This is a genomic window from Mesorhizobium prunaredense, from assembly GCF_900156895.1.
Lineage (GTDB): Bacteria > Pseudomonadota > Alphaproteobacteria > Rhizobiales > Rhizobiaceae > Mesorhizobium > Mesorhizobium prunaredense.
In genome coordinates, this window is the sequence record NZ_FTPD01000005.1 from 36516 (window position 1) to 61600 (window position 25085).

The 25085-nt window shown below is 60.2% G+C and carries 19 protein-coding genes and 3 pseudogenes; 16 read left to right on the forward strand and 6 right to left on the reverse strand.

From position 1 onward, the window contains the following. Positions 1 to 411 precede the first annotated feature (411 nt). From BQ8794_RS04280 to BQ8794_RS04295, 4 genes are all read left to right on the forward strand, one after another. The gene (locus BQ8794_RS04280) at positions 412 to 1851 is read left to right on the forward strand and encodes an exopolysaccharide biosynthesis polyprenyl glycosylphosphotransferase (protein ID WP_077373594.1); all 1440 of its coding nucleotides are present in this window, start codon (positions 412 to 414) and stop codon (positions 1849 to 1851) included. 328 nt (positions 1852 to 2179) lie between these two features. Beyond that, the gene (locus tag BQ8794_RS04285; protein WP_077373597.1) at positions 2180 to 3352 is read left to right on the forward strand and encodes a PqqD family peptide modification chaperone; all 1173 of its coding nucleotides are present in this window, start codon (positions 2180 to 2182) and stop codon (positions 3350 to 3352) included. After that, positions 3349 to 4350 carry a nucleotidyltransferase family protein gene (locus BQ8794_RS04290; RefSeq protein ID WP_077373600.1) on the forward strand — a complete coding sequence of 334 codons (1002 nt, stop codon included), beginning with the start codon at positions 3349 to 3351 and terminating at the stop codon, positions 4348 to 4350. Before BQ8794_RS04285 ends, BQ8794_RS04290 begins: the two co-directional genes overlap by 4 nt. A 106-nt stretch (positions 4351 to 4456) precedes the next feature. Further along, on the forward strand, positions 4457 to 4693 hold the full coding sequence (locus tag BQ8794_RS04295) for a hypothetical protein (RefSeq protein WP_143744463.1): 237 nt from the start codon (positions 4457 to 4459) through the stop codon (positions 4691 to 4693). Positions 4694 to 4908: 215 nt separating this feature from the next. Here the strand turns inward: BQ8794_RS04295 and BQ8794_RS04300 are convergent, their stop codons facing one another. The 3 genes from BQ8794_RS04300 to BQ8794_RS04310 all read right to left on the reverse strand — a co-directional run bounded on the left by BQ8794_RS04300 (position 4909) and on the right by BQ8794_RS04310 (position 9309). Next, the gene (locus BQ8794_RS04300; RefSeq protein WP_077373606.1) at positions 4909 to 6162 is read right to left on the reverse strand and encodes an HlyD family type I secretion periplasmic adaptor subunit; all 1254 of its coding nucleotides are present in this window, start codon (positions 6160 to 6162) and stop codon (positions 4909 to 4911) included. 265 nt (positions 6163 to 6427) lie between these two features. After that, positions 6428 to 8215: a type I secretion system permease/ATPase gene (locus BQ8794_RS04305; protein ID WP_077373609.1), complete on the reverse strand. Its 1788-nt coding sequence runs from the start codon at positions 8213 to 8215 to the stop codon at positions 6428 to 6430. Positions 8216 to 8433: 218 nt separating this feature from the next. Beyond that, positions 8434 to 9309 (reverse strand): right-handed parallel beta-helix repeat-containing protein, encoded by an 876-nt coding sequence (locus BQ8794_RS04310; RefSeq protein ID WP_167378625.1) that lies wholly within the window; start codon positions 9307 to 9309, stop codon positions 8434 to 8436. Between BQ8794_RS04310 and BQ8794_RS35475 the strand changes: the two genes are divergently transcribed. The 3 genes and pseudogenes from BQ8794_RS35475 to BQ8794_RS36225 form a co-directional block, all read left to right on the forward strand. Then, positions 9290 to 9685, forward strand: a complete 396-nt coding sequence (locus BQ8794_RS35475; RefSeq protein WP_167378626.1) for a hypothetical protein — start codon at positions 9290 to 9292, stop codon at positions 9683 to 9685. The two genes, BQ8794_RS04310 and BQ8794_RS35475, sit on opposite strands and share 20 nt — an antisense overlap. Before the next feature lie 295 nt (positions 9686 to 9980). After that, complete coding sequence (locus tag BQ8794_RS04315; RefSeq protein WP_425293520.1) at positions 9981 to 10220, forward strand: hypothetical protein; 240 nt, start codon at positions 9981 to 9983, stop codon at positions 10218 to 10220. A gap of 24 nt (positions 10221 to 10244) precedes the next feature. Then, a pseudogene (locus BQ8794_RS36225) lies at positions 10245 to 10633 on the forward strand (transposase); the annotation flags it as partial. A 159-nt stretch (positions 10634 to 10792) separates the two neighbouring features. Here the strand turns inward: BQ8794_RS36225 and BQ8794_RS04325 are convergent. The 3 genes and pseudogenes from BQ8794_RS04325 to BQ8794_RS04340 all read right to left on the reverse strand — a co-directional run bounded on the left by BQ8794_RS04325 (position 10793) and on the right by BQ8794_RS04340 (position 13809). Next, positions 10793 to 11656: a response regulator transcription factor gene (locus tag BQ8794_RS04325; protein WP_077373615.1), complete on the reverse strand. Its 864-nt coding sequence runs from the start codon at positions 11654 to 11656 to the stop codon at positions 10793 to 10795. 903 nt (positions 11657 to 12559) lie between these two features. Next, positions 12560 to 12995 (reverse strand): annotated as a pseudogene (locus BQ8794_RS04335) (IS5/IS1182 family transposase); the annotation flags it as partial. Positions 12996 to 13041: 46 nt separating this feature from the next. Then, entirely contained in the window at positions 13042 to 13809 is a 768-nt protein-coding gene (locus BQ8794_RS04340) for a hypothetical protein (protein ID WP_077373621.1), read from the reverse strand. Between the two features lie 1661 nt (positions 13810 to 15470). Between BQ8794_RS04340 and BQ8794_RS04345 the strand changes: the two genes are divergently transcribed. The 9 genes and pseudogenes from BQ8794_RS04345 to BQ8794_RS04385 all read left to right on the forward strand — a co-directional run bounded on the left by BQ8794_RS04345 (position 15471) and on the right by BQ8794_RS04385 (position 25079). Further along, positions 15471 to 16460, forward strand: a complete 990-nt coding sequence (locus BQ8794_RS04345; protein WP_077374244.1) for an ABC transporter substrate-binding protein — start codon at positions 15471 to 15473, stop codon at positions 16458 to 16460. 133 nt (positions 16461 to 16593) lie between these two features. Then, a complete protein-coding gene (locus BQ8794_RS04350) occupies positions 16594 to 17406 on the forward strand; it encodes an ABC transporter permease (protein WP_244554852.1) in 813 nt (270 codons plus the stop codon). Positions 17407 to 17419: 13 nt separating this feature from the next. Then, positions 17420 to 18223 (forward strand): ABC transporter ATP-binding protein, encoded by an 804-nt coding sequence (locus BQ8794_RS04355; RefSeq protein WP_077373627.1) that lies wholly within the window; start codon positions 17420 to 17422, stop codon positions 18221 to 18223. 44 nt (positions 18224 to 18267) lie between these two features. Further along, positions 18268 to 19872: a GMC family oxidoreductase gene (locus BQ8794_RS04360; RefSeq protein WP_077373630.1), complete on the forward strand. Its 1605-nt coding sequence runs from the start codon at positions 18268 to 18270 to the stop codon at positions 19870 to 19872. Positions 19873 to 20135: 263 nt separating this feature from the next. Beyond that, a complete protein-coding gene (locus BQ8794_RS04365) occupies positions 20136 to 21410 on the forward strand; it encodes a flavin-containing monooxygenase (protein ID WP_077373633.1) in 1275 nt (424 codons plus the stop codon). Between the two features lie 72 nt (positions 21411 to 21482). Then, complete coding sequence (locus BQ8794_RS04370) at positions 21483 to 21899, forward strand: RidA family protein (RefSeq protein ID WP_077374247.1); 417 nt, start codon at positions 21483 to 21485, stop codon at positions 21897 to 21899. A 5-nt stretch (positions 21900 to 21904) separates the two neighbouring features. Continuing rightward, positions 21905 to 22579, forward strand: coding sequence for a DUF1028 domain-containing protein (locus tag BQ8794_RS04375; protein WP_077373636.1), 675 nt, complete (start codon positions 21905 to 21907; stop codon positions 22577 to 22579). Positions 22580 to 22603: 24 nt separating this feature from the next. Continuing rightward, positions 22604 to 24093 (forward strand): annotated as a pseudogene (locus BQ8794_RS04380) (aldehyde dehydrogenase). A gap of 50 nt (positions 24094 to 24143) precedes the next feature. Beyond that, the gene (locus BQ8794_RS04385; RefSeq protein WP_077373639.1) at positions 24144 to 25079 is read left to right on the forward strand and encodes a LysR family transcriptional regulator; all 936 of its coding nucleotides are present in this window, start codon (positions 24144 to 24146) and stop codon (positions 25077 to 25079) included. Positions 25080 to 25085 lie beyond the last annotated feature (6 nt).

Here is a 25085-nt window from a genome sequence, read left to right on the forward strand (position 1 = left end):
TCAAACAAAGAGAAAGAGCGGCAGTTCCGAGCCGGTTGCTTCCGTCGGAGCGTCCGCCGCTCCAGTGCTGCGCGCGAGAGCATTTCATTTCGAGGTACTCCGTAGAGCTAACAGGCGCCGGAGGCGGGCAAGGAGAAGGTCGTGTGTCCGCCGGCTCTGCCCTTTGGGGTTAGAGCTTATGCCGAATTGGATTCGCACAGTGTCGCTGCCATTCTCTCAACTCCAAGAACCGAGTGCTACCGCAGCCACGGCAATCGATCTTCGCGTGAAGGGGCAATGACCGCAGGCGGCGGATGCAGTCACGCTGGGCATTTCGGCGGTTTTCAGCCGAGTTCGGCGGTTTTCAGCCGAGGAGGGGGCGGTCGTCATGACATTGGTGGATGGATGCGGCTTTGAACGCAGGTGAACGTCATGGCACTTCTTCATGAAGACCCCCGTGCGGGCGTCACGTCAAACGCACCGCGGTGGAACCTCAAGGGCAATGTTCTTCTGCAGTCGTTTCCGCTTCTCGAGGCAATGTCCGTAGTGCTACTCAGCATCGTCTCGGGAATGGTATATGATCTTGTGAGTTTCGGACATTTCGGCGAGTACGCCCGGAACTTCGGGCTCGGTGTTGTTGTAGCCGCCCTTTTTTCGACTTCCGCATATGCGCGCGGGCTATCTCTGAGTTCCGAGCCGCGGTCGCTGGCCTCTCAGATCAAGGAGGTCGTGCTGATCTGGACGGCGGTCTTTCTTTGCCTGTCGGTTGTGGCGCTTGCACTCAAGGTGGGAGACATGTTTTCGCGCCAAGCCGTCATGCTGTTCTTCGTGACGGGAGTTGGCGGCATCATCTTCGTGCGCTTGGGCGCCGGACGACTGTTTGCCTCCTTGACCAGGTCGGACATGCTTGCCAAACCGCAAATAGTGATCGTAACGCAATCGGACGTGCGCGTGCCAAGTGACGTAGTCCAGGCAATCGAGGCTTCCGGATGCGACGTCTGCCAAACGATTACATTGCCGGCGGCATCCAGCGAGGGCTCGCTCCTTGAGTGTATGGATAAGCTCATTGAACATGTGCGTCGGCGTTCTGTCGACGAGATAGTCCTTGCTGTCAGTTGGGCTGACATATCCCTGATTGAGAAAATCACGGCTCACCTTTGCGTGGTTCCGGTACCCGTAAGGCTCCTTCCGGACCACGTCGTTAGCGCGCTCTTGAAGCGACCTGTCGTCAACCTGGGGGGGACGAGGGCGATAGAACTGCAACGCGCGCCCCTAACGGCGCCTCAGCTGCTTACGAAGCGGCTCTTCGACCTTGTGCTGACCACTGCCGCCCTTCCATTTCTTCTGCCCCCTCTGGCCGTTGCAGCGGCGCTGATTGCGCTCGAATCCAGGGGGTCGGTGCTCTTCTGTCAGCGTCGGGCCGGATTCAATGGCCGCACGTTCAAGATCTATAAGTTCCGAACGATGACGATCCTGGAGGACGGGCCTGTTGTCCCTCAAGCCTGCAGGGGCGATCCCCGCGTCACCCGCGTTGGGCGCATATTGAGAAGGTTCAGTATCGACGAGATTCCGCAGCTGTGGAACGTGCTGAAGGGCGACATGTCGTTGATAGGCCCACGGCCGCACGCGCTGGCGCATGACAGCGAATACAGCCAGATCATCTCTCTCTATCCGGCTCGGCACAAGGTGAAGCCGGGGATCACCGGCTGGGCACAAATAAATGGCTGCCGCGGCGCGACGCCGCATGTCTACATGATGATCAAGCGTGTCGAACACGATATGTGGTACGTCAACAACTGGTCGGTCTGGCTCGACGTAAAGATCCTGCTTCTGACCATCCCCCGCATCTGGACGGGGCGAAACGCCTTCTAGCCCAACTTTGCCGATTCGAGGCCGCTGGAGGCGATTTTGTGTTGCAAGTGATTGATTTGCAAGGCTCGACACCATGAGATGTGCGGCTCTACTACCAAAGGCGCTGTTACAGAACATCTGAATGCAAGCGATGATCAGTGCGAAACACAGCGACCGCTCAATGCAACCTGCGACTTCAAGCAAAAGTGCCCGCACGGCAACGGCGTTGGCAAGTTACCGCTATGGGAGCGGAGAGGAATGCTATGACTCGAGCGATTGACGAAGATCGTGTCTCTCTGGTCGTGAGTTCCACTCGAATCGAACGATCTCCACGCCCAGACAAACGAGGATGACGGCTTCTGTGAGTCCGCAACAAACCCGAACCACTGACCGAACTGCGGGGCCTCCCCTTGTCGAGTATGCTACGGCGAGGTTAGTTCCCCAAGGGCGGCTTGCATGCATCAAAGGGCAAAATATCCTGCTCAGTTCAACGCAGGGGGTAGTTTTTGCGCTCAATGACACTGCGGCTGATATCTGGCGCTCGCTTGAAGAAGGCGTGCCGGTCGAGGCTATCTTGGGCGAGATGGCAGCCCGTGGCGTTGATAGGCAAGAGGCCTATGGCTATGTCGAGGCTGCCCTTCAATACTGGGAACGGCTCGGCCTAATCCAGCCTGCTCCACCGCCGTGCCCAACCGCAGCTCATCAATGTATCTGCCAGGTCGTTGCTGTTCCAGGCGTGTGTGTGCGCATACTGTATCCGGCGGCCGTCGCCTTTCCGGCCGCGACCGTATTTCAGCATCTCGAAGTTCGAAACAGGGCCGTCGACGTTCTATTCCATCTGGTTGAGCGTAGGGAGCGGATCCACCTGTTCCGGGATGGCCACTGGACTGATTCCTGTGGTCGAGACGAGATACCCATTATGGTCAAAGGGCAACTGCTGGCCGAAGTGCTTGGGCACAGTGAATATGAACTCGCCCTCCATGCGGCGGCGCTTTTCAAGAACGGCCGCACGCTCCTCCTTTGTGGTAACCCCGGCTCGGGCAAGACGACGCTGACCTTGGCGCTGGTCCACGCGGGGTATGGCTTCGCGGCAGACGATGTGACACTTCTCGACTCGGCCGGACAGGGTATCGGCGTTGCTTTTGCGCCTGCAGTCAAATCGGGATCATGGTCCATTCTCGGACAATATTTCCCCGAACTCGGCAGGTCTCCGGTTTACCGGCGCCCCGATCGCAGGCGCGTGCGCTTTCTTGTGCCTAAGGATCATGTCCCTCCAGTTCCCCGGCCCGTGGGCTGGGTGGTCTTGCTCTGTCGGACGCAGGATGCCAAACCTTCACTGCGGGTGATTGACCCGACCGACATCCTGGGTGGCTTGCTGAACGGCGCCTTTGCGCGGAATAAAGAGCTAAGCAGCACCGCGTTCGACGTGCTTTGCCAAATCATCCGATCAGCACAGGGCTTTTGCCTGACCTATGCCAAATTGGATGACGCGTTGGAACTGCTGAAGGCGGCGTGCCGATGAAGCCCACCAGGGATGCGCTCGAGGCCCTGATCGCGGGACTTAGCGGCCGCCTGGTGGTAACGGCCGACTGGCAGGCGGTAATTGCCCTCGCCAACCACACTCTGCTTACGCCCGTCTTGTTCGCCACTCTTGCGCACACGGGCCAGCTTGACCGGCTCCCCGAAGACGTGGGCCAGTATCTTCAGTTCATTTACCGCTGCAACCGGGAACGCAATTTGCGCTTGCGCAGCCAGCTGAATGAAGCCGTTGCTGCCCTTAATCAGGGGGGCGTCGTTCCGGTCCTGCTCAAAGGGGCCGTTCCCTTGTTCCTTTCGTCGAGCGGCAGGGTTCCCGACAGGATCATGAGCGATCTCGACTTGGCTGTGGAAACGGCCAAAGAAGGGGCTGCCCGGGCTTGCCTTGCCAAGCTTGGCTATGCCGAAGTGACTGTCGATGGTGGCATGGCGCGCCCGCAAGACGTCGGTCTCCTAGAGCTCCGGCCGTACCGGGAGATTGACCGCGAGCCCCCGAGGCTTGCCCGCCGTCACGGTCTTAGGGCGAAAATCCCCGCCCCACAGTCGCGTGCCCTCCACTGGATCATGCATGATCTCATCAAGGAGGCGGACTACTGGCGCGGAAGGACCGACTTTCGCCACCTTTATGATCTGGCACAGCTGGCGGAACAGCATAAGCTGGATTGGGCGGTGCTCCGAACATCCTTGCCCGACCAGAACGCGCGGAACGCGTTCGATACTCAACTCCTGGCGTTGAGGCACTTCTTTGGCGTCAGAGTACCGGCGCAATATGTGCGGCGCCCATTGGTTCGCTTTCAACACTGGCGGCGTGTCTTCCCCTTGTACCATCCCGCCCTCGGCGTTCCATTGCGCCTGGTCGGCAATTCGCTGTGGGGTATGTGGCGACTCCTACATGGCGATGGCTTGGGCCGACGGAGTCCGCTCGACTTTGGACGCCGCGCCACTAGCATCCTCCTTGACGGCGATCTCGGGTCAAAAGTGTAGTAATACTTAATTTCCTGAATTGTATCCCGATGGCGCGGTGTCTTCACAAGTCTCATAATGTTAGATTATGTGGTTAGAGTTGTTATTCTCAGCCTGGAGTACGTTGATGAAGAGCGGGAAATATTCCAAAGGAAAGACAGATAAACTTGTCCCGGAAGAACAGGCACGTCGTGAATTTCTAAAGAATGCCGGGCGTTTTGCTGTTGTAACACCTCCATCCATTGCTCTGTTGCTTGGCACGAGCTTGAACTCGCAAGCTATTGCCGCATCGCATGGCGCACGTCCCGGACATGGATGGGGCAGCAAGAAACGTTTCCACTCTGGTCCTGGCCGCAAGCCTTAGAATGGTTTGGTTACTTTGGTCGTTCTGGCCGACCATAGATGACGCGTAGTCCGGAATGCCTAAGTGGGTTGGAGGCGGCCGTGGAAACGGAAGCGCTTGGCCCGATCTTTGCGCCAGCGGTCATCGATCCTGCCATATTGCCGCGTCTCTGCGGTCTACCCTGATCCCGTCTAAGGAAGGGGTCGACCGCAGGATGCCAGCAGCCCGGCAAAGGCTCAGTTTTCGCGCATGCCGAGACGGAACGCGTCCGTCAGAGGTTGCGTCAAGTAGGACAGCACGGTCGTCTCGCCGGTCGCAACGATCACCTCCGCCGGCATGCCGGGCCTAAGTTTCTCGCGGACCTGTTCGGGGAACTGAGAAACCTGCACGGAAACTTTCAACTCGTAGTAGGGCTCACGCGTCACTTCGTCATGGAGCGCGTCTGCGGCAACGGTCTGCACCTCACCGATCGCGACCGGCGTCGAGCGAGCCTTGAACGAAGGCAGTCGGATCTCGGCAGGAAGGCCCTCGGCAACATTGTTGATGTCGACCGGCGACATCTTCGCCGAGACGATCAGAGTGTCGTCATCAGGGACGATCTCCATCAAGGTTTCGCCGGGGCGAACCACGGCTCCTATCGTGTGTACCTTAAAGCCGACAACGCGCCCGGACCGCGGTGCGCGTATTTCGGTGCGGTTGAGCACGTCATCTGCAACATGCAGCTTTTCGCCGGCGTCGGTGAGCTTGGCACTGGTCTCGGCAAACTGTGCCGAGACCTCTTCGATGGCCTCGCGCCCGACTTGCTCGATCTGGAGTCGCGCCTCGCCGATAGTGTGGCGCTCGCCCGCTATTCCGGCAAGGAAGGCACCAAGCTGACCTTGGAGATCGGCCTGCTGCCGTTTGAGCGCGGTCAGCCGCGTGCCCAGAATGATGCCCTTATGGGCTAAGGGCGCCAGCATATCGTGCTCTTCTGTGACACTCTCGATCTGCAAACGCACAGCCTCGCTTTGGGATTGCATGGCCTCGATCTTCCGTTCGGACTGGGCGATGCGCTCCTGCAAAATGGGAACCTCGTTCGTACGGGCCAAGCGGCGCTTGTTGAACAGTCGCAACTGGTCTTCCATCGCGCGCTGGGCGAGGGGGGCGCTCCCTAGCGTGAGTTCGCGCGGGAAAGTGACCATTTCGGCTCCGTCCAGTTCCGCCTGCAGCCGTGCCTTCTCGGCAAGCAGCGAGAAGACAGCGGACCTCGCGATTTCGCCCTGCGCCTGCGCCTCGGTGAGATCAAGGCGCACGAGCACCTGACCCTCGGTCACATGTGCGTTGGGCGAGACGAGAATGTCACGCACGATACCGCCCGCAAGGTGCTGAACCGCCTTGCGGTCGGTTTCGACCACAACTGTACCCGAAGCGACCACTGCGCTGTCGAGGCTGGCCAGAGAGGCCCACCCGCCGAGGATGCCGAAGGTCAGCACGACGATGCCAAAGCCCATCCGCGCGGGCTTGCGCCAGTCGCCGGAGAGGTTTGCGTGCGCCGGCTTGTGGTCTGAGCCGGCAAAATCTAACGGCGCGAAAATCTGCGGGAAGCTAGCTCGAGTCACCCGTCCTGCACGCAAGAGCGCGGAAAGTGTCGGCCCCACCGCGGTTGTACAAGCGGGGGCAGGGGTCGAGCGGGCCATCCGCGTCGGGAGCCCGCGAACCCGTGCTATGATTGCTGTCCTTTTCGAGGTGTCAGGCATCATCATTGGTTTCGACTCGTTATGCATCGACGCGTGTCCGGCGGAGGAGCGCTGGATCTGACGCCGGCGGTCCGGCGCGCCCTCCATCCCAGACGGGCCGCCGCGGTGCCGGCGCTACGTTCGGGCCGACGAGCGACGGCAGCAACTGGTCACGACTGCCCATCTGCGCTATTCGTCCTTCCTGCATGATGATCATTCGATCCACCGCCGACAGGAGGTTCGGCCTGTGGGTCACGATCACAACGGTCTTTCCGTCTCTCCGCAACCCTTCGATTGCCCGGATCAGTGCGCGATTCCCATCGCTGTCCAAATTGGCATCAGGCTCATCGAGCACGACGAAGCTCGGCTCGCCAAACAGGGCGCGCGCGAGACCGACCCGCTGCCGCTGCCCACCCGACAGTCCGACTCCATCCTCCCCGATGTCGGTCATATACCCGTTGGGGAGGCGCTGGATCATCTCGTGCGCAGAGGCGAGTGTTGCCGCCTCGGTCACCTGCGCATCGGCCGCGTCAGTTCGGAAGCGCGCAATGTTGTCGCGCACGGAACCGGAGAACAGCTCAATATCCTGGGGCAGGTAGCCGAGCGCGGTGCCGAGTTGGTCCGGATCGTAATGGCGCAAATCGTTGCCATCGAGTCGCACGCATCCTTGCGCCGGCGGCGACGCACCCACAAGCGCACGCGCGAGCGAGGATTTGCCCGAGCCCGATAAACCAACGAGGGCGACGACCTCTCCCGCCTTCAGCGTGAACGTCGCGCCCATGACGACCGGCGTGTTCGTACCGGGGGCGAGGACGAAAAGGTTCTCGACGGAAACCGTACCCCTGACGTCAGGCAGACGCACGCGTCCGACAATGGGCGGGTTCTCCTCGAATATGCGTTCCAGGCGCGCATGGGCGCTACGCGCGGACACGATACTTTTCCATTGCGCCACCATGATCTCAATAGGGGCAAGCGCCCGACCCATGATAAGCGACGCCGCAAACAGGACGCCCCCGGAGATTTCCTGGTTAATAGCCAGGTACGCACCGATGCCCATCATGGCCGTTTGAATGGCCATGCGCAGAAACTTGGACAACGCAAGAAGTGTGCCGCCGCGCTCGCCCGCGCTGACGGAGTAACCTAGCGCTTCCTCGCGGATTCCGGTGCACCATGACCGGATAGCGGGCCCCATCCCGAGCCCCCGAATTGCCTCTGCATTGCGCAGCGAGGAGCCCAGCCTGTCGATCGCGCGAGTGTTCGTGAGCGAGGCTCGCAAGAGCAAGCCCTTCGTCGCTCGCTCATTTACGAGTGCGATCGTCACTATCGCCACCGCGCCGACGAGGGCCACAAGGCCGATCAACGGGTGAAGTAGGAAGCAGATCACGATGTAGATCGGAGCCCAGGGCGCGTCCATCAGCGCCATGATGACGCCGCCCGAAAGAATGTCGCGCATGAGGTCGAGATCGCGCAGGGTCTGTGCATGATTCGACCCGCGGGCACGCAGCGCCGAGGAAAGCGCCGCCTCGAAGGCGGGACCAGACAAGAGCCGGTCGAACCGCACGCCAGCCTGCTGGAGGATACGAGCCCGATAATGTTCGAGGGTCCCATAGGTGATCAGCAACACGCCCACGATCACCGAAATAATGACGAGCGTGACGGCATTACGGCTCGTTAGGACGCGATCATAAATTTGCATCGTGTAGAGCGGAGACACGAACATGAGAAGATTGATGAAGAGCGAGAGCCCGCCGGCCGCGCAGAGGCCCGGACGGATCTCGCGCAAGGCCACCGCCAGCGGCGAGGGCACGTGCAAGGAGAAATTTGTCATCTATTATCCGAATCCAGTGAAGCGGTCGCAGGGCGCTCTAACCTGGCCATCTTCAGGCCTCTGTTCACGAGCGAGGAAGGCGGCAGGGCAGGCGAGGTCTCATGCAAAAAATCCCCCGACGGAACCACCCGCCGAGTTGGTCCGAGCGCGAGCCCTGCCCCATCTCACCGTGCTGAAGTGTGGCGCAACCGTCTGCTGCAGCCGGTTGCGCCGCCTGTTCAGACTGCGTAGTCCCAGGCGAACTGGTTATCGATGTGTGCCATTGGGGTGGCGGCGGCATCCTCGTGCACGTCGGCTACGACCGCCTTTGACTTGTCCCAAATGATGTTGTTGGGGTTGCCAGCGTTGGTGTAGCTCGAGTTCAGGACGCTGACCCCGCCGGAGCTGACATTCCAGATCAGTCCATTCGACGAGGAAGCCCCGCGGCCTTGGTCGGCGTTGATACCGTCGAACGACCTCGTATCGTCGAAGGTCACATCGCTCGCGTAGGACGAGAACGCGCCATTGCCCTGATGGATGGCGTCAACGTTCTGCACCCTGCCGCCGGTCGATCCGTTCTCGAACATCACGCCGACGCCGGTCACGGAGTTGTTACCGTCGATCACCCCGTTAGAGATCGTCGTATTCGGGCTACCATAGACCGAGACGATGTCCTCAGGATGCGAGTTGGCGGCGTCGTTGACGGCATAGAAGTCGGTCAGCGAACTATTGCCCGAGTTGTTGAACTGGACGAACTGACCGCGCGGGAAGGGGCCATGGAAGTCGTAGCCATCGACGTGCGAAAGATCCGCGCCGGGCGAGTTCAGGAGATAGATGCCAGTCGAGCCTTCCCGCACCGTGGTGTTATGAACGGTCAGGTTCGAGGCGTTTTCTGCATTGATGTTGTTGATGTTCGGGCTCGTCTCGGGGTCGATTCCCGCCGGCGGGTCGGCGTTGATGACCTCGGTGTTCTCGATCGTGACGCCGTTTGCGCCCGATACCATCACCCCGTCGCCTTCGACGTGATGAATACGACAATTGCGCAGGATGACATTGTCGTGCGTAATCGTGACCGCGTCCCCGTTGGTGACGTAGATGTCAAGATTTTCAATCACCTGGCCATCGTACTCCGATTGGATCGGTGTGGTGGTGTGGGTAAGACCCTGCGCCGGCTGCGTGGATGCCGTCGGCGCGGAAGCGGTGGAAGTGGGAGCCTCGGTCGTCACGGTCGATGTCGGGCTCGACGCGGCTGTCTCCGTCGGCGCGGAAGAGGTGGAAGTGGGAGCCTCGGTCGTCACGGTCGATGTCGGGCTCGACGCGGCTGTCTCCGTCGGCGCGGAAGCGGTGGAAGTGGGAGCCTCGGTCGTCACGGTCGATGTTGGGCTCGACGCGGCTGTCTCCGTCCTCTCGCGTGAGTTGTTCAACCATTCCGAGTGTTTCCACAGCATTCCCTTTTCGGAATTTATCAACTTCATGTGTTTCTCCAGTTAAAATATTAATCACTAACAGTATCCCGAAGGAACCCCCTCGACAATAAACGACCATTTATCGTCTTAACGAAACGCCGCTTATACAACCAGAAATTTCGTCTGGGGATATAATGATAACCTTCATGACCAGAATACGGCGTGGATAGGGCTATACTGAGACTCTCCCGGGCGATCGGCGCTGCGTTCAAGCCTGCGCCTACGTCGGATTGCAAACGTCGCCTAGTACTCGGATCACGCGTGACCCTACCCCCGAGCAGCAGGAGACAAGGTCATGCATGCTAGTCGGCCAACACAGCATGAGCGTTACCAACACAGTCCGGCACTGCTCGAAACAGGTGATCTACGAGAACTATCCTGAACTCGGCTACAATTACCGCCTGACTGACCTGCAGGCTGCCATCGGCGTGAGCAACTGCAACGGCTTCTCGCACCCTTCACGCGGCGGAGGCAGCTTGCGGCGCAATAAGGTGAGCGCCTTCGCTGGAAACGCCTGCCGAGCCTTGCTGGACTCGCAGCAACTGGCAAAGCTATTGTAGAAATTCTCCACTGGTTCGACCAGCGGGGCCATCTGCCCCCGGAAGGGAAAGGGCGCGGGCCTTGTCCTGCCCTATTGCGATACCGAGGCGTGCGGGGGCACCTCGCCGAGATCAGCTGGAGCGTCGACGACGGCGCGTATGCGGTGCTCATCCTCGATCAGGCCGGATGGCATGTGACTCCGAAACCGAAGGTGCCTGACAACATCACCCTGATGTTCCTGCCGCCGCGCTCACCGGAACTGAACCCAGTCGAAAACGTCTGGCAGTTCATGCGCGACAACCGGCTCTCCAACCGTATCTTCAAGGACCACGACGACATCGTCACCCATTGCTGCGCCGCAAGGAACAAGCTCGTCGACCAGCCGTGGAAGATCATGTCCATCGGACTCCGCGAATGGGCGCATCGGTCATGATCACAGCTCGTTGGTATTATTAGCAGCCGTTTGGCGTCAATCTTTGCCATGGAGTTTTGGCAAAGGGCACGACTTTAGGCGCAACTGCCCACTTTGATAAAGCCCTCAACACTGGCGGGGTCCACCTCAGCGCCCCTGCGATGCCGTCTCCACCGCTCGCTACCATCGCCGGGGGATGATTTGAGCGTATGGTTCTTGATAGCGGAGCCTCATATCAGAGCGAAGCTTTGGCAAAAGCGAATGCACCAGCCCGAATGATGATATATTGTGAGACGGCTGAGTTGCCATCTTTTCGCTCCCCGACGAGGCATTGCCAGATGCGGGAGTAAGTATGCCATGGTTCATCGCCCAAACTGCAGCCTGTGTACGGTTGCGGACCCGGATCTTTCGGAGGATGGCCTTGACGTGTACCTTCACCGTAGCTTCGGCAATGTTGATCTCGCGCGCGATGGCTTTGTTAGACTCCCCTTCGATTAAGCGGCGTAGAATACAGTTTTCCCGATTTGACAAAATTGATAGTTCTTGATCCTCATGCTCCACGTTAACAACCACCTTTGTTAACTCATCAGCTACCGCGTCAGGTTTCAGATCTTGCCTTATTTCTTGAATAGCCGTTGAAGTTTCGGCAGGTAACACCGTCTGCCCTAGCATAACCAATTCGAGAGCTTTGATGAAGGTGTCGTAAGCAGCGACTTTTATCAAATACCCGTCTGCCCCCGCACGAAAAGCTGAAACTATATCGGTCGATCGACAGTGATCGGCTAGCGCGACGACATGGCTGGTCGGATAAATCGCTTTGAATTCTGCAATTTGTGCGAATTCAGCATCCGCATCAGTATCGCCGACATCTATGATGAGCAAGATGGACCGGTGCTGGGCTAGCGGCTTCTGCAGAAGATCGTGAACACAAGCCACAGAGAAAAGGACACGAAACTTTGCCGCATCCAGGATTCGACTAAGGCCTTCTCGGAGTAACTCGCTCGGCCCGACAAGTACTGTTACAAAGGACTGTCTTGTCATCATTGCCTCTCGCTCCGGCGCGATTGAGGTACACGCGTCGAATAGAGCACTCCACGCGCCAACCGCACTCGATACCCTCGGTTTGAGTCTCTTGCAGTTCCTACTCCCTCCTTGGCGAGAACAGGTTGGGCAGTGTAAAGTTTATTTATTAGCAGTCACTAACATAGATTGCTTTTTAGGTAATTTCGCCGCAAACCGACCTCAAGCTAGAATCCCAGGGCGGCAATCTGCCTGAAGACGCAGGGATGGCACGGCTTAGCCATCTCAAGCCGCTGGTAGTCGAACGACGATCGGGTAGTGCCTGCGGCGATTGCAACGATAGAGGATTCCTGAAGGTGGAGATTGGCGTGGTCAGGTCTGCCGCAGTGTGTCAGGCACCTGCACTTATTCGGCAGCACCCTCTCGTCGCGCGATAGGCCGTGTCGCCGTCGGTCATGATGATCGGACCTTTTTGCATATTGCTCAACACGAACGAGGTTGAGTTTCGTTCGGCCCGTCCTTCACCGCAAGCCGGATGCGGATACCGTGTGGTCGAGATAATATCACTGCCCCGCCAGGCCGCGCACGACCAGTCGTCCGGAAACATTTGGCTGGAACTGTTCCAGCGACGGCCGAGGGGTCGTCTTCCAGCAGAGAATTTGCTAATGGCCCATGCGTTGCCGCTCTAGGAGATAGCCGTTACCTGAGATACTCGTTGTCGAATCCGACTATTTCGACCAGCTTCTTGCGGTTGATCACCTGTACATGGCCGTCCTTGAACGAGACGAGATCGGCCTTTCGGAGTTCCCTCAACGTTCGGTTGACGTGAACGGTGGTGGCCCTGCTCGATTCTTTGAGAAGGCGCGCAGACCAATTGCCGGATGACAAATTCAACGCGGAACTAGTCGACCGTGAACAATCCGGGCGCTAAGTGGCGACCGACTTCGGCCGAAGTTGAAGCAGGGCGATCAAGAGCGACAAAAAATCCTTCAGCCACCTGAGCAGGAGGGAGAAGTTGGAGCCGGCGGCGGCCAGGATGGCGTTGAGGGCGTCGCCCTGCTGGCCGGCGAGGTAGTTGCGGCCCATTCTGTGTTCGCTCTTGATGTGGCCGATGACGGGCTTGACCGCCGCCGCATCTGGCGCTTGATGGCTGGGGTGACGCGGCGCTTCTGGCCGGCGGTGAAGATCCTGAACTTGTGGCTCTGCGGTGCGTTGTGGCCGCGATAGCCGGCGTCGGCGAGGATGCGGCCGATCTCGTTGCCGATGGTCTTTTCCATGGGATGACGCTTGCCAGCGTGTGGCCGTCATAGGGATTGCCGGGCAGTGCTTTTGCATGCAGGGCGAACTGGCCACCCTTGGAGCGCTTCGCCAGTCAGCAGGATTCATCCACGAACATCCACGTCTACTAATCACTCCAGAATTTCTTGGCGGCGGCGGATCACCCTCAGGATCGTACAAGTCATCTGGGTTGGGGAAGAGGTTTTGCTCCCCAGGTTCGACGTCAGCACCTCCAGCCGGTTCTGTGCTTCCAAATGTGCCAACCGCTGTTCCGCCCAAGCGATCATGCGAAGATATTCAGAACTCGCCTGAGAGAGAAACTCAGTAGCCTTGGCGATCGTCCTGCGAAGATCGGGTGCTTCCTTTTGGTGCTCGGCCAGTTGACGCAGAAAGCTCAGTCTGTTCGCTTCGCGTTCTGGCGTTTTTTGCAGCTCCCGCCTGAGCGCCATGTGTTTGCGGCGCCGTTCCTCCGCTTCCCGCTCCTCTCGGCGAGTTTTATCGAAGGCTAGTTGGGAACAGAATGCCATCGGCCATCGGCTCAAGCATGGATTCCAAGCTCTGATTACACTCCAGCGCTTGCGAGCGCCATCTGCCCAATTCTGAATTTCGAGACTGAGTTTCCCCGAGTAGATGTAATCGTATTCTGGCCAGAAGCTCTCATAGGACAGCCATTGACCGCGGCGGCGAGCTATTTCACGCCGCCTCTCGTGCCCGTCGTGCTTTTTGCTCTCAGCAGGCGTCGGAGTATGCTTCTCCCGCCTGCGGGCCTCGCCGATCTCAAGTCGCACATCGTCGGGACCAATGGCTGTCTTTATTCCCTTCTCACTGTGGCTGAGCGTGATGTCTCGTTGATCGAGAGCAAGAGCTAGGTGATGGAGAAATGATGTCAGCCGGGACACGGAACACCCTCACACCCGGAATCGAGATCTCACCGTACTGGTCCGGGCTCGCAGATCTCAGGGTTGCCACAAGACCTGAGATCGAGTTGTGAGGATGTCTCACCGGTTCGAAGACGATCTGTTCCTTTGGGGTACGAGGTTCCGGTTCCTTCTCAGGATCAGCCCGAGGTTGTCGCTCCTCCTTCGATGTCTTCACTGTGCTGGCCGCGGCCTCGATCGCAAAGGCCATGTACGGGTTCACGGCTGGTTTGTAGGCACCAATGTGGACGGTTTCTAACGTCGGGTTGTCGATTTTCCAAAGCGGAGTTTTTGGAGCAGATTGGCCCGCTTCGATCTTTGCTCAATAGCCGCGGCCAGGAACGGGTATCTGATAACGCGCGCAAGTCTTGGCCAACCCTCGATCAGAAATGTCGAATTGCTGAGCGGGTGTGGCAATGGGTGTCGACCAAACGAGGTCATACAATTCTTGTCGGGTTAAGGTGCGCTGCATTGTGTATTCCGGACGAAATGATTGGGTGAGGCAGACCTGCCGCGCTTCTCATTAGAGGCAAGCAGATGGTGGAAGGCTCAAAGGATATCTTCGGAGACGATCTCATATGGTCGTCTCTATCCGGCCTCGCAACGTTGGTTTGACGCTATGCGCCGAACCGGATGCCAATTGGCGCCAGCCTTGTTGCAGTGCGCTCGACAACTGAGCTAGCGAGCCGCCGCCAGCCCGCGATTTGCCATCTCGGCCTGCTTCGCTTTGGAATTCCCTGCTAGCTGCTAAATAATTCCCTGTTAGTGCGTACAGGGAATTTGGCGCTAAAGCATTGAATCTGCGCAGCGATTTCTTAGGGAAAATTTGGCCAGGCCCTCAAAAACCTCGAAATTCACTGTTTTTCGGCGCCTATTAGGGAAAATTGGACAGAGACTGGTTCGCCAGAGACTGGGACCACCACCAAATTATTACAAATCAGTAGATTACGCTTAATTCTTTGAGTTTGAATCGAACGTTATTGGGTAAGTTTTTGACTCTTGAATGAAATGGTTTCGGGCCCGTTCGTCAATTTTCTCCGTCTCGCTGATGGCACCCGTCACACGTAGCTTAAGCCTCCTGGTTTCGAAAGCCTTGCAACGATGCGTGCGGCAATCGGCGGCAACGACGTGCAATTAGGCGGGTTCTGAACTCGATCACAGCCTCAAATCGCTCGAAGGCACTCGTCAGTTAAGTTGATCTCTGCCGATCTGGTAGCCAATTCCAATGGAATTCTTTTTGAAAGTACCCTTCACGGCAGGGGCAAAAGCGCTGCGGGTGGGCGCGGGAGCAGGTTCAAGGAGAACCGGTCGGGATCTCGATCCATGTAGGTCATCGTCTGTGTGCCGCGAATGTGATTGCTCCTCGTCAGTCCGACGGGAGGCATGTGACCGCCAAGATCGATATGGACTTCGAAGTCAGTCTGTGGGTGGCACAGACGCGGCAGCGCCCGGGCTTGGTTAGGCACAGCCTAAGCAGAATTATCGAAAATCATTATTTGTGCATCGCACACAGCGTGCTTTGCTCCATCCGCCGGCTGAAAGAGAACAAAAAGAACGTCAGGCGGCAGCCTTCGGCGATGCGTCCGAAGCGGGTTGTTTTGGCGCGGACAGCGCCTGACCTCAGAAAAAGACAGGGGAACGTGATGACGACAATAATCTCGAAGTTTCGCCGTGCCGCGCTTGCGGCCGGCATTGCCCTCAGTGCCCTTTCGGTGAGCCTCCACGCCGAAGCCGGCAGCTTGAAGCTGGGCATGACGACCTGGGTCGGTTACGGCCCGCTCTTCCTTGCGCGTGACATGGGCTACTTCAAGGAAGGCGGCCTCGATGTCTCGCTCGAAGTCATCGAGGAAGCATCGATGTACATGGCGGCCGTCGCCGCCGGCGAACTCGACGGCAGCGCCTCGACCATCGACGAAATCATGAAGTACCGCTCGAAGGATGTCTGCTTCAAATCGGTCTATGCCCTGGATGACAGCCATGGCGGCGACGGTGTCCTGGCGCCGAGCGGGATCAAGAGCGTCGCCGACCTCAAGGGCATGGAGGTCGGGCTGAACGAGGGTTCAGTGTCGCAGTTCTGGTTCAACATACTGCTCAAGCAGGCTGGTCTCACTCAGGCCGACGTGAAGGTCACCAACATGACGGCGGATGATGCCGCCGCCGCCTTCATGGCCGACCGCATTCCTGTCGCCGTCACCTGGGAACCGCATCTGACGCTGGCCAAGAAGGAAAACAAGGGACAGGTGCTGATCGATTCCTCGAAGACGCCCGGCTTGATCGTCGATGTGGTGGCGCTGAACTGCGACTACATCACGAAGAACCCCGGGGATGTCGAGGCGCTAGTGAAGGGCCTCTACAAGGCCAACGAGTTCATCAAGGAAAATCCTGCGAAGGCTTATGAAGTGATGGCCAAGGGCGTCGGCGGCTGGCTCAAGGATCCGAAGGACTTCGCCTCCTCCGCCGCGGGCGTGAACTTCTACGGCAAGGAGCGCAATGCGCAATTCTTCGCTGGTGGCGAGAGTGGTGAAGCCGGCAAGCTGATCAAGCTCGGCGGCGATGTCTGGGGCGGCTTCGGCAAGCTCAAGATGGACATCAAATACGACGACCTCGTCGATCCGTCCTTCCTGACAAAGTGATCTGGCCTCGCAAAGTGAGTTCGCTGGACCGCAGGCCGAGCCTAACGCCTGCGGTCTATCCAGCCCAAAGGGTTTCCCTGTGACACTGGCACCGAATGCAACGTCTCCCATCAGCCATATCGTGACCACGAGCGTGGATAAAAATCAGCCCGGTCGATCCGCCTGGAAAGCTGTCGCCACGCCTTTTCAGGCCGTGTCGCGCCCTCTCTCCATCACGCTCAGCGTCCTGGTCTGGGTCGCGGTCATCGGTGGCTGGTTCGCCTTGACCTATTCCGGAGCGGTCAAGGAAATGTTCCTGCCGCGCCCTGAATCCGTATTGTCCACCACCATCAGGATGGCGCTTGACGGGTCGTTGTGGGAGCACGTCCTGGCCAGCGTCCAGGTGGTGTTGATCGGTTTCGTCATTTCGAGCATCGTGGCAGTGCCGCTCGGATTGACGATGGGCACCTACCGCATCGTCCAGGCCGCGCTCGACCCGCTCGTCAATTTCATCCGCTATCTGCCGGTGACCTCCTTCGTGCCGCTTTTCATCCTGTGGATCGGGATTGGCATCGAGCAGCGCGTGGCCGTCATCATCTTCGGCATCTTCTTCCAGCAGCTCGTGATGATCGCCGACAGCGCGCGCGGCGTTCAGCGTGACCTCGTCAACGCAGCCTATACGCTCGGCACGAAACGCGGCGACACGGTCTTCCACATCGTCTTTCCGGCCACGCTTCCGAACGTGCTCGACGTGCTGCGCGTCACCATGGGCTGGGCCTGGACCTATCTCGTCGTCGCCGAACTCGTCGCCGCGCGCAGCGGGCTTGGCTACATCTCGCTCAAGGCCATGCGCGGCTTCCAGGTCGACGTCATCTTCATGGCCATCGCCATGATCGGTATCCTTGGTCTGTGCACCGACCAATTGTTCCGGGGCATCCGCCGCCTCGTCGCTCCCTGGGCCAATTGAGGAGGTCGCTGACATGGACACCCTTACTCTCACGACGAAACCAAAGAGCTCCGACATCGGCGTTGACAATGTGGCCCTGCGTTACGGCACGGGCGACAACGCCGTGCTGGCGCTGGACGGCATCTCGTTCCATGTCGTGCCCAATGAGTTCTGCGTGATCGTCGGCCCATCCGGCTGCGGCAAATCGAGCCTGCTCTATCTCATTGCCGGCCTCGAGGAGCGCACCGGCGGCATGATCTCTGTTGGCGGCAAGCAGGTTACCGAGCCGGGTCCAGATCGCGGCATGGTGTTTCAGGCCTATACGCTGTTCCCCTGGCTGACGGTCGCGCAGAACGTCGAATATGGCCCGAAGCGGAAAGGCATGTCGACGGCCGAGCGCCGGGCCATCGTCGAGCATTTTCTCCATGAGGTCGGCCTGGCGAAATTCGCCAACCATTATCCCTCGCAGCTGTCGGGCGGCATGAAGCAGCGCGTGGCGATTGCGCGTGCGCTTGCCAACGATCCGCAGGTGCTGCTGATGGACGAACCCTTCGGTGCGCTCGACAGCCAGACCCGCCACTCAATGCAGAAGCTTTTGCTCAGGATCTGGGACCATTCCAAGAAAACCGTCCTGTTCGTCACCCACGACATTGACGAGGCGATCCTGCTGGCGGACCGGGTGCTCGTCATGTCGGGCCGGCCCGGCCAGATCAAGAAGGAAATCCGCGTCGGCTTCTCGCGCCCGCGCAGCATGGATCTGGTCATGGAGCCCAACTTCATCGCCATGAAGCGGGAAATCCTCGAGCTCTTGAAGAACGACGAAGACGACGAGCACTAGGCAATATCGGCGGTCTTCGGGGTGGATCACGAAACAGGCATGGCATGAGCATCGAGGCGGCGGAATTCGACTATATCGTCATCGGCGCGGGCTCGGCCGGTTGTGTCCTGGCCAACAGGCTGAGCGCTAACTCCGCTAACCGCGTCTGCCTGATCGAAGCCGGCGGCAGCGACGACCGTACAAGGGTGCGCGTGCCGGCCGGCATTCTCTCGCTCTACGGCAATCCGACTTTCGATTACGGCTACAAGGGCGTGCCGCAGCCGCTGCTCAACAACCGTCGCATTCCGGTCAACCGAGGCAAGCTTCTCGGCGGGTCGAGTTCGATCAATTCCATGGTCTATATCCGTGGCGCTGCGCAGGACTACGATGAGTGGGCGGCACTTGGCTGCGCCGGGTGGTCCTATGCAGACGTCTTGCCGGTCTTCAAGAGGCTGGAGCGGAATCTCCTGTCGCAGAACCCGGCCTATCACGGCTTCGACGGCGAATTGCTGGTCGACAATCCGCGTGACCCCAACGTCGTATCCAGCCTGTGGGTAGAGGCGGGCCGGAACATCGGCCTGCCTGAAAACCGCGACTTCAACGCCGATGGCCAACTCGGCCTCGGCATCTACAATGTCACCCAGGACAAGGGCGAGCGCTTCTCGGCCTATGCAGCCTTCATTCGTCCGGTTCTTAGCCGCCCGAACCTTCAGGTCCTGTCAGGCGTCGAGGTGCTTGACCTGGCAATCGAAAGCGGGCGCGTCACCGGCGTCAATGTGATTAGGGACGGAGCAGCCCAAAGGCTGTCTTGCCGCGCCGAAGTTGTGCTCAGCGCGGGCGCGATCGGATCGCCGCGCATCCTGCTTGCTTCCGGTATCGGCTCGGCCGACGAGCTGAAGGCGGCGGGGATAGAGCCGGTCATGAACGTGCCGGGCGTCGGCAAGAACCTGCGTGACCATGTCGACGGCATGATCACCGTGCGGTCGAAGAGCACCAGGACGCTCGGCCTGTCGCTCGCCAATCTGCCGGCGATGGTGGTGGCGCCCTTTCAGTATTTCGTCCGGCGCAAGGGCATGCTGACGACCAACTACGTCGAGGCCGGCGGCTTCGCCAAGACGAAATATGCCGGCGATATTCCCGATGTCCAATTCCACTTTGTTCCGGGCTATCGCAGCCATCGCGGCCGGCTCGTCGAATATGGCCACGGCTATGCCGTGCACACCTGCGTGCTGAGGCCCGGAAGCGTCGGCGAAGTCACGCTTGAGTGTGACGGCACCCGCCGCAACGTGCTGATTGATCACCGCTTCTTCAGCGATGAGCAGGATGCTCTGACCCTTGGCGAAGGCATCAAGCTGGCGCGCTCGATCCTGGCTTCGCCAGTCTTTGCCGATATTCGCGGACCGGAAATCCTGCCGGGACCCGATGTCGTCACCGACGACGAGATCCTCGCCTATCTGCGCGCCGAAGCACTGACCGTCTATCACCCGGTTGGCACGGCCAAGATGGGTAACGATACCATGGCGGTGGTCGATCCCGCTGGCCTCAAGGTGCGCGGCTTCGACAATCTGCGGGTGGCGGACGCCTCGATCATGCCGACGCTGATTGGCGGCAACACCAATGCGCCGTCCATGATGATCGGCGAAAAAGCGGCCAAGGCGATATTGTCCTAATCTCGCGTCGACTCGGTCTCAAGACGTCAGAACGGTCAATTCGGTGTCTGGCTCGAATGGCATTCCCGTCACTCCCGACCGCGATGATCCGGGATACTGCGAGCCGCGTTCCATGTCCTTGGCTCATGTCCCGGGCATTTAGGGACAAGCTAACCAGTGCCACGTGAAATCGTAATTTTCGCTATCCGGTCCCTCCAGTACACCAGCGATCTGACCTCCTCGCATCCGCAGAAATTCTCGGGGGAGCTGAAAAAGGCGCTGAAATGTCAGTCGAAAAAATAAACACGCTCGTTGTTGGTGCCGGCCAGGCGGGGGTGGCCATGAGCGAACATCTGAGCAAGAGCGACGTGCCGCATCTCGTTCTTGAACGGAACCGCATCGCCGAACGCTGGCGCTCGGAAAGATGGGACTCCCTGGCTGCCAACGGCCCTGCCTGGCACGATCGTTTTCCGGGCATGGAGTTTCCCGATACCGACCCCGATGCCTTTGTCTCCAAGGAGGACGTTGCCGACTACTTCGTCGCCTACGCGGACATGATCTCCGCGCCCATCCGTACCGGTGTGGATGTTGAGAAAGTGCAGAGGCTTGTCGGTTGCCCCGGTTTCCGGGTCGAAACCTCGGAGGGCGTCATCGAGGCCGCCAACGTGGTCGCCGCTACCGGGGCCTTCCAGCACCCCGTCATGCCGAGCATCGTACCTAGCGATGCAGGGCTCATGCAGATCCATTCCAGCGCCTATCGCAATCCCGACCGGCTGCCCAAGGGCGCGGTCCTGGTGGTCGGGTCGGGATCGTCGGGCGTGCAGATCGCGGACGAGCTCGTGCGCGCCGGAAGGACCGTCTACCTCTCGGTCGGGCCGCATGACCGTCCGCCACGCGCCTATCGCGAGCGCGACTTCTGCTGGTGGCTGGGGGTTCTCGGCAAATGGGACGCCCAGGCGCCGGCGCCTGATACCGAACATGTCACGATCGCGGTGAGCGGCGCGCGCGGCGGCCAGACGATCGACTTCCGGCGCCTTGCCGCGCAAGGGATGAAGCTCGTCGGCCGGACGGAAGTCTACAAGGACGGCGTCATGAATTTCGCACCCGATCTCGGCCGGAACATCGCCCGCGGTGATGCCAACTACATGTCGCTGCTCGACGAGGCCGATGCCTATGTCGCCCGCAACGGCCTCGATCTCCCCGAAGAGCCCAATGCCCGCAAGATCGAGCCGGACCCGCAATGCGTGACCGATCCAATTCTCGACCTGAACCTCGCCAAGGCTGGAGTAGCTTCGATCATATGGGCGACGGGGTTCAGCTTCGATTACAGCTGGTTGAAGGTCGATGTGTTCGGCGAAAAGGGCAAGCCGAAGCACCAGCGCGGTGTTTCGAGCGAGCCCGGGATCTATTTCCTGGGCCTGCCGTGGCAGTCAAGGCGAGGCTCCAGCTTCATCTGGGGCGTCTGGCACGATGCCAAGCATCTGGCGGACCATATTTCCACGCAGCGCAAATACCTGACCTATCATGCGTCCGCGAAACGCCAGACTCAGGCGGCATAGCGCAGGCTGGCGGCAGCCTGGCGCCATGCGCGACGATGTTTCGACCACGAGCCCGATCTGATGGAGACCAGGATGGCGCATACAAGAATCCGCAAGTTCAACTCGAAGGACACCTATCCCGAACAGAAGCTCGACAATGATCTGTGTCAGGCGGTCGTCACGCGGGGTGGCCGGACGGTCTATCTGCGTGGCCAGTGTCCTCAGGATCTCGACACCGCCAAGAATATCGACAGCCACGATCCGGCCGAGCAGACGCACAAGGTGATGCAGAACATCAAGCAGCTCATCGAGGAGTGCGGCGGCACCATGGAGCATCTGGTCAAGGTGGTCGTCTACATCACCGACGTGCGCCATCGCGAGGCGGTCTACCGCACCATGGGCGACTACATCAAAGGCGTGCATCCCGTTTCGACCGGCCTCGTGGTGCACGCCCTGGCGCGGCCGGACTGGCTGGTCGAGATCGACGGCACCGCCGTGATCCCAGATTGAAAGTCATGACATTTTCCATTGTCGCGCGCTGCAGCCGCACCGGCATGTTCGGGGTCGCGGTGTCATCCTCGTCGCCTGCGGTGGCCGCGCGTTGTGCCTATGCGCAGGCGGGCGTCGGCGCCATTGCCAGCCAGAACGTCACCGATCCGACACTCGGCACGAAGGGGCTAGAACTGCTGGCGCGCGGTGCCTCGGCCGCCGAGGCGGTCGCCATCCTGAAGCGCACCGGCGCCTATAGCGACTACCGTCAGGTGCTGGCTGTCGATGCCGCCGGGACCACGGCTATCCATTCCGGACCCAAGGCGCTTGGCATCTGGGCGGAGGCGCGTGCGGACAATGTCGCCTGCGGCGGCAACATGCTGGCCCATGATGGCGTGCCGCAAGCGATGGTCGAGGCCTTCCTCGCCTCTGAAGGGCATCTCGGCGACCGCCTGATCGCGACCATGCGCGCCGCGCTGAAAGCGGGTGGCGAGGCGGGCCCGGTCCACTCCGCTGGAATGAAGCTGGTGCGCGAAGTCGCATGGCCCGTTGCGGACCTGCGCTGCGACTGGACAGACGACTGCCCGATTGAGCAATTGGCAAGCCTGTGGGAAATCTACAAGCCGCAGCTCGATGCCTATGTGACCCGCGCGATCAATCCGTCCGACGCGCCGAGCTACGGCGTGCCGGGCGACGAGTAGCCGGCACACAGGGAAGGCATCCGCATGAGCGAACTCAGTCACAAGGACTGGATCAGCAAGGCATCCGCGATCCGTCTTCGCGACAAGGCGTTCATCGACGGCAAGACCGTCGCGGCGCGTTCGGGCCGAACCTTCGCCAGCATCAATCCGGCCACCGGCGAAACGCTGGCCGAGGTGGCGTCCTGCGGCGAGGAAGATGTCGATCTCGCCGTTGCCGCGGCGCGCCGCAGTTTCGAGGTCGGTGTCTGGTCACTCACGAGCCCGGCGCACCGCAAAGAGGTGCTGCTGCGGCTGGCGCGGCTGCTGCGCGAAAACCTGCAGGAGCTTGCCCTGCTCGAGTCGCTCGACATGGGCAAGCTTGTCACGGATGCGGCGACTGTCGATGTCCCGGGTTCTGCGGCGATCTTCCAGTGGTATGGCGAGGCCATCGACAAGATCTACGACGAAGTGGCGCCGACCGGCGGGAGCGATCTGGTGCTGGTGCGGCGCGAGCCGCTCGGCGTCATCGGCGCCGTGGTGCCGTGGAATTTTCCGCTCGACATGGCGACCTGGAAATGTGCGCCCGCGCTGGCGGCGGGCAATTCGGTAGTGCTGAAGCCCGCCGAGCAGTCGCCTTTCTCGGCCCTCCGGCTGGCGGAACTTGCCATGGAGGCGGGCCTGCCCGCCGGTGTGCTCAATGTCGTGCCTGGCCTTGGCGAGACGGCCGGCCAGGCGCTCGGCCGCCACATGGATGTGGATTGCCTTGCCTTCACCGGATCGACCTCGGTCGGCAAGATGTTCCTGCAGTATTCGGGCCAGTCGAACATGAAGCAGGTCTGGCTCGAAACAGGTGGCAAAAGCCCCAATCTTGTCTTCGCCGATTGCGGCGATCTCGATGCGGCAGCCGACATGGCGGCGTTCGGGATCTTCTTTAACCAGGCGAGGTCTGTTCGGCCAATTCGCGCCTGCTCGTGCAACGCGGCATCAAGGATGCGCTTCTGGAGAAGCTGACGGAGCGCGCTGCGGCCACCCAGCCTGGCGATCCGCTCGACCCGGCCTCGAAAATGGGCGCCATGGTCGATGCCCGCCACGCCGCCAACGTCATGCGGTTCGTCGAGGCCGGCAAGAAGACCGCGCGCTTGGTTGCCGGCGGCGATCGGGTCACGATCAACGGTCGCGGCAGCTTCATACAGCCCACCATCTTCGACAATGTTGCCCATGACGACCCGATTGCCCGCGACGAGATATTCGGACCGGTGCTTTCGGTCATAGCCTTCGACGACGAAGAGGAGGCTATCCGCATTGCCAATGACAGCCCGTATGGACTGGCCGCATCGCTGTGGACCGACAGTCTTTCGCGCGCGCACCACGTTGCCGGCCGGCTCCGCGCCGGCACGGTTTCTGTCAATACGGTCGATGCGCTGAGCCCGATGACGCCGTTCGGCGGGATCAAGCAATCCGGCTTCGGCCGCGACCTGTCTCTGCACTCGCTCGACAAGTACACCGCGCTGAAAACGACATGGATCAAGTACTGAGGCAGTGCGGGCGCTTGATCGCAGCGCCCAAACCGGCAACATAGCCGCCCATGCCGTTACGCTTCACGCTGAGACAACTGGAATATTTCGTCGCCGTCGGCGAAGCCGGCTCCATTACCAAGGCGGCCGAGCAGGTCAATGTTTCGCCGCCTTCGATCTCGGCGTCCATCGCGCAGCTCGAGGCCGAATTCGGCGTCCAGCTTTTTGTGCGCAAGCATTCGCATGGCCTGTCGCTCACGGCCGGCGGGCGCGTTTTCCTCAAGGAGGCCGCCAGGCTGCTAGCCGACGCCGACGCTCTGCACGATATTGCCGGCGACATCGCCGAGAAGGTGCGTGGGCCGCTGGCGGTCGGATGCCTGCTGACCTTCGCGCAGATCGTCATGCCGACCCTGCGCATGAAGTTCGAGCGCGCCTATCCCGAGGTGCGGTTCAGGCAGTTCGAACGCAACCAGGGTCAGCTGCTCGAAATGTTGCAACGGGGCGAAATCGACGCGGCGCTGACCTACGATCTAGAACTGTCGCAGGACACGACGTTCGAATCGCTGATGCTGGTGCCGGCCTATGTCATGCTGCCACAGGGGCACCGCTTCGCCGGCAAGGCTTCCATCACGACGGAAGAGCTGGCCGACGAGCCGATGGTGCTGCTCGACCTGCCATATAGCCGCGAATATTTCCTCTCGGCCTTTCATTCGCGGGGGATCCGGCCGAACATTGCCGAGCGCACCGGCGACATCGCGGTAATGCGTTCGATGGTTGCGAACGGCTTCGGCTATGGCATCGCCAACATGCGGCCGCTCAACACGCTGGCGCCAGACGGCAAGCCGCTGGTCTTCGTGCCTCTGGAGGGGGATTTGCGGCCTCTGACCATGGGGGTTGCATTGCCCAACGCCGAGCACCGCACCCAGACAGTGCAGGCATTCATCGATCATTGCCGCCGTTTCGTCGTCGAACAGGGCGTGTTCGGCAGCGGGCGGGTCGTGGAATAGAGCAAT

What these genes read in the sequence shown, in the direction of transcription:
- BQ8794_RS04280 (WP_077373594.1), top strand. Translation starts at nt 412, where the DNA reads ATGGCACTTCTTCATGAAGACCCCCGTGCGGGCGTCACGTCAAACGCA.
- BQ8794_RS04285 (WP_077373597.1), top strand. Translation starts at nt 2,180, where the DNA reads ATGACGGCTTCTGTGAGTCCGCAACAAACCCGAACCACTGACCGAACT.
- BQ8794_RS04290 (WP_077373600.1), top strand. Translation starts at nt 3,349, where the DNA reads ATGAAGCCCACCAGGGATGCGCTCGAGGCCCTGATCGCGGGACTTAGC.
- BQ8794_RS04295 (WP_143744463.1), top strand. Translation starts at nt 4,457, where the DNA reads ATGAAGAGCGGGAAATATTCCAAAGGAAAGACAGATAAACTTGTCCCG.
- BQ8794_RS04300 (WP_077373606.1), bottom strand. Translation starts at nt 6,162, where the DNA reads ATGGGCTTTGGCATCGTCGTGCTGACCTTCGGCATCCTCGGCGGGTGG.
- BQ8794_RS04305 (WP_077373609.1), bottom strand. Translation starts at nt 8,215, where the DNA reads ATGACAAATTTCTCCTTGCACGTGCCCTCGCCGCTGGCGGTGGCCTTG.
- BQ8794_RS35475 (WP_167378626.1), top strand. Translation starts at nt 9,290, where the DNA reads ATGTCAAGATTTTCAATCACCTGGCCATCGTACTCCGATTGGATCGGT.
- BQ8794_RS04315 (WP_425293520.1), top strand. Translation starts at nt 9,981, where the DNA reads ATGAGCGTTACCAACACAGTCCGGCACTGCTCGAAACAGGTGATCTAC.
- BQ8794_RS04325 (WP_077373615.1), bottom strand. Translation starts at nt 11,656, where the DNA reads ATGATGACAAGACAGTCCTTTGTAACAGTACTTGTCGGGCCGAGCGAG.
- BQ8794_RS04345 (WP_077374244.1), top strand. Translation starts at nt 15,471, where the DNA reads ATGACGACAATAATCTCGAAGTTTCGCCGTGCCGCGCTTGCGGCCGGC.
- BQ8794_RS04355 (WP_077373627.1), top strand. Translation starts at nt 17,420, where the DNA reads ATGGACACCCTTACTCTCACGACGAAACCAAAGAGCTCCGACATCGGC.
- BQ8794_RS04360 (WP_077373630.1), top strand. Translation starts at nt 18,268, where the DNA reads ATGAGCATCGAGGCGGCGGAATTCGACTATATCGTCATCGGCGCGGGC.
- BQ8794_RS04365 (WP_077373633.1), top strand. Translation starts at nt 20,136, where the DNA reads ATGTCAGTCGAAAAAATAAACACGCTCGTTGTTGGTGCCGGCCAGGCG.
- BQ8794_RS04370 (WP_077374247.1), top strand. Translation starts at nt 21,483, where the DNA reads ATGGCGCATACAAGAATCCGCAAGTTCAACTCGAAGGACACCTATCCC.
- BQ8794_RS04375 (WP_077373636.1), top strand. Translation starts at nt 21,905, where the DNA reads ATGACATTTTCCATTGTCGCGCGCTGCAGCCGCACCGGCATGTTCGGG.
- BQ8794_RS04385 (WP_077373639.1), top strand. Translation starts at nt 24,144, where the DNA reads ATGCCGTTACGCTTCACGCTGAGACAACTGGAATATTTCGTCGCCGTC.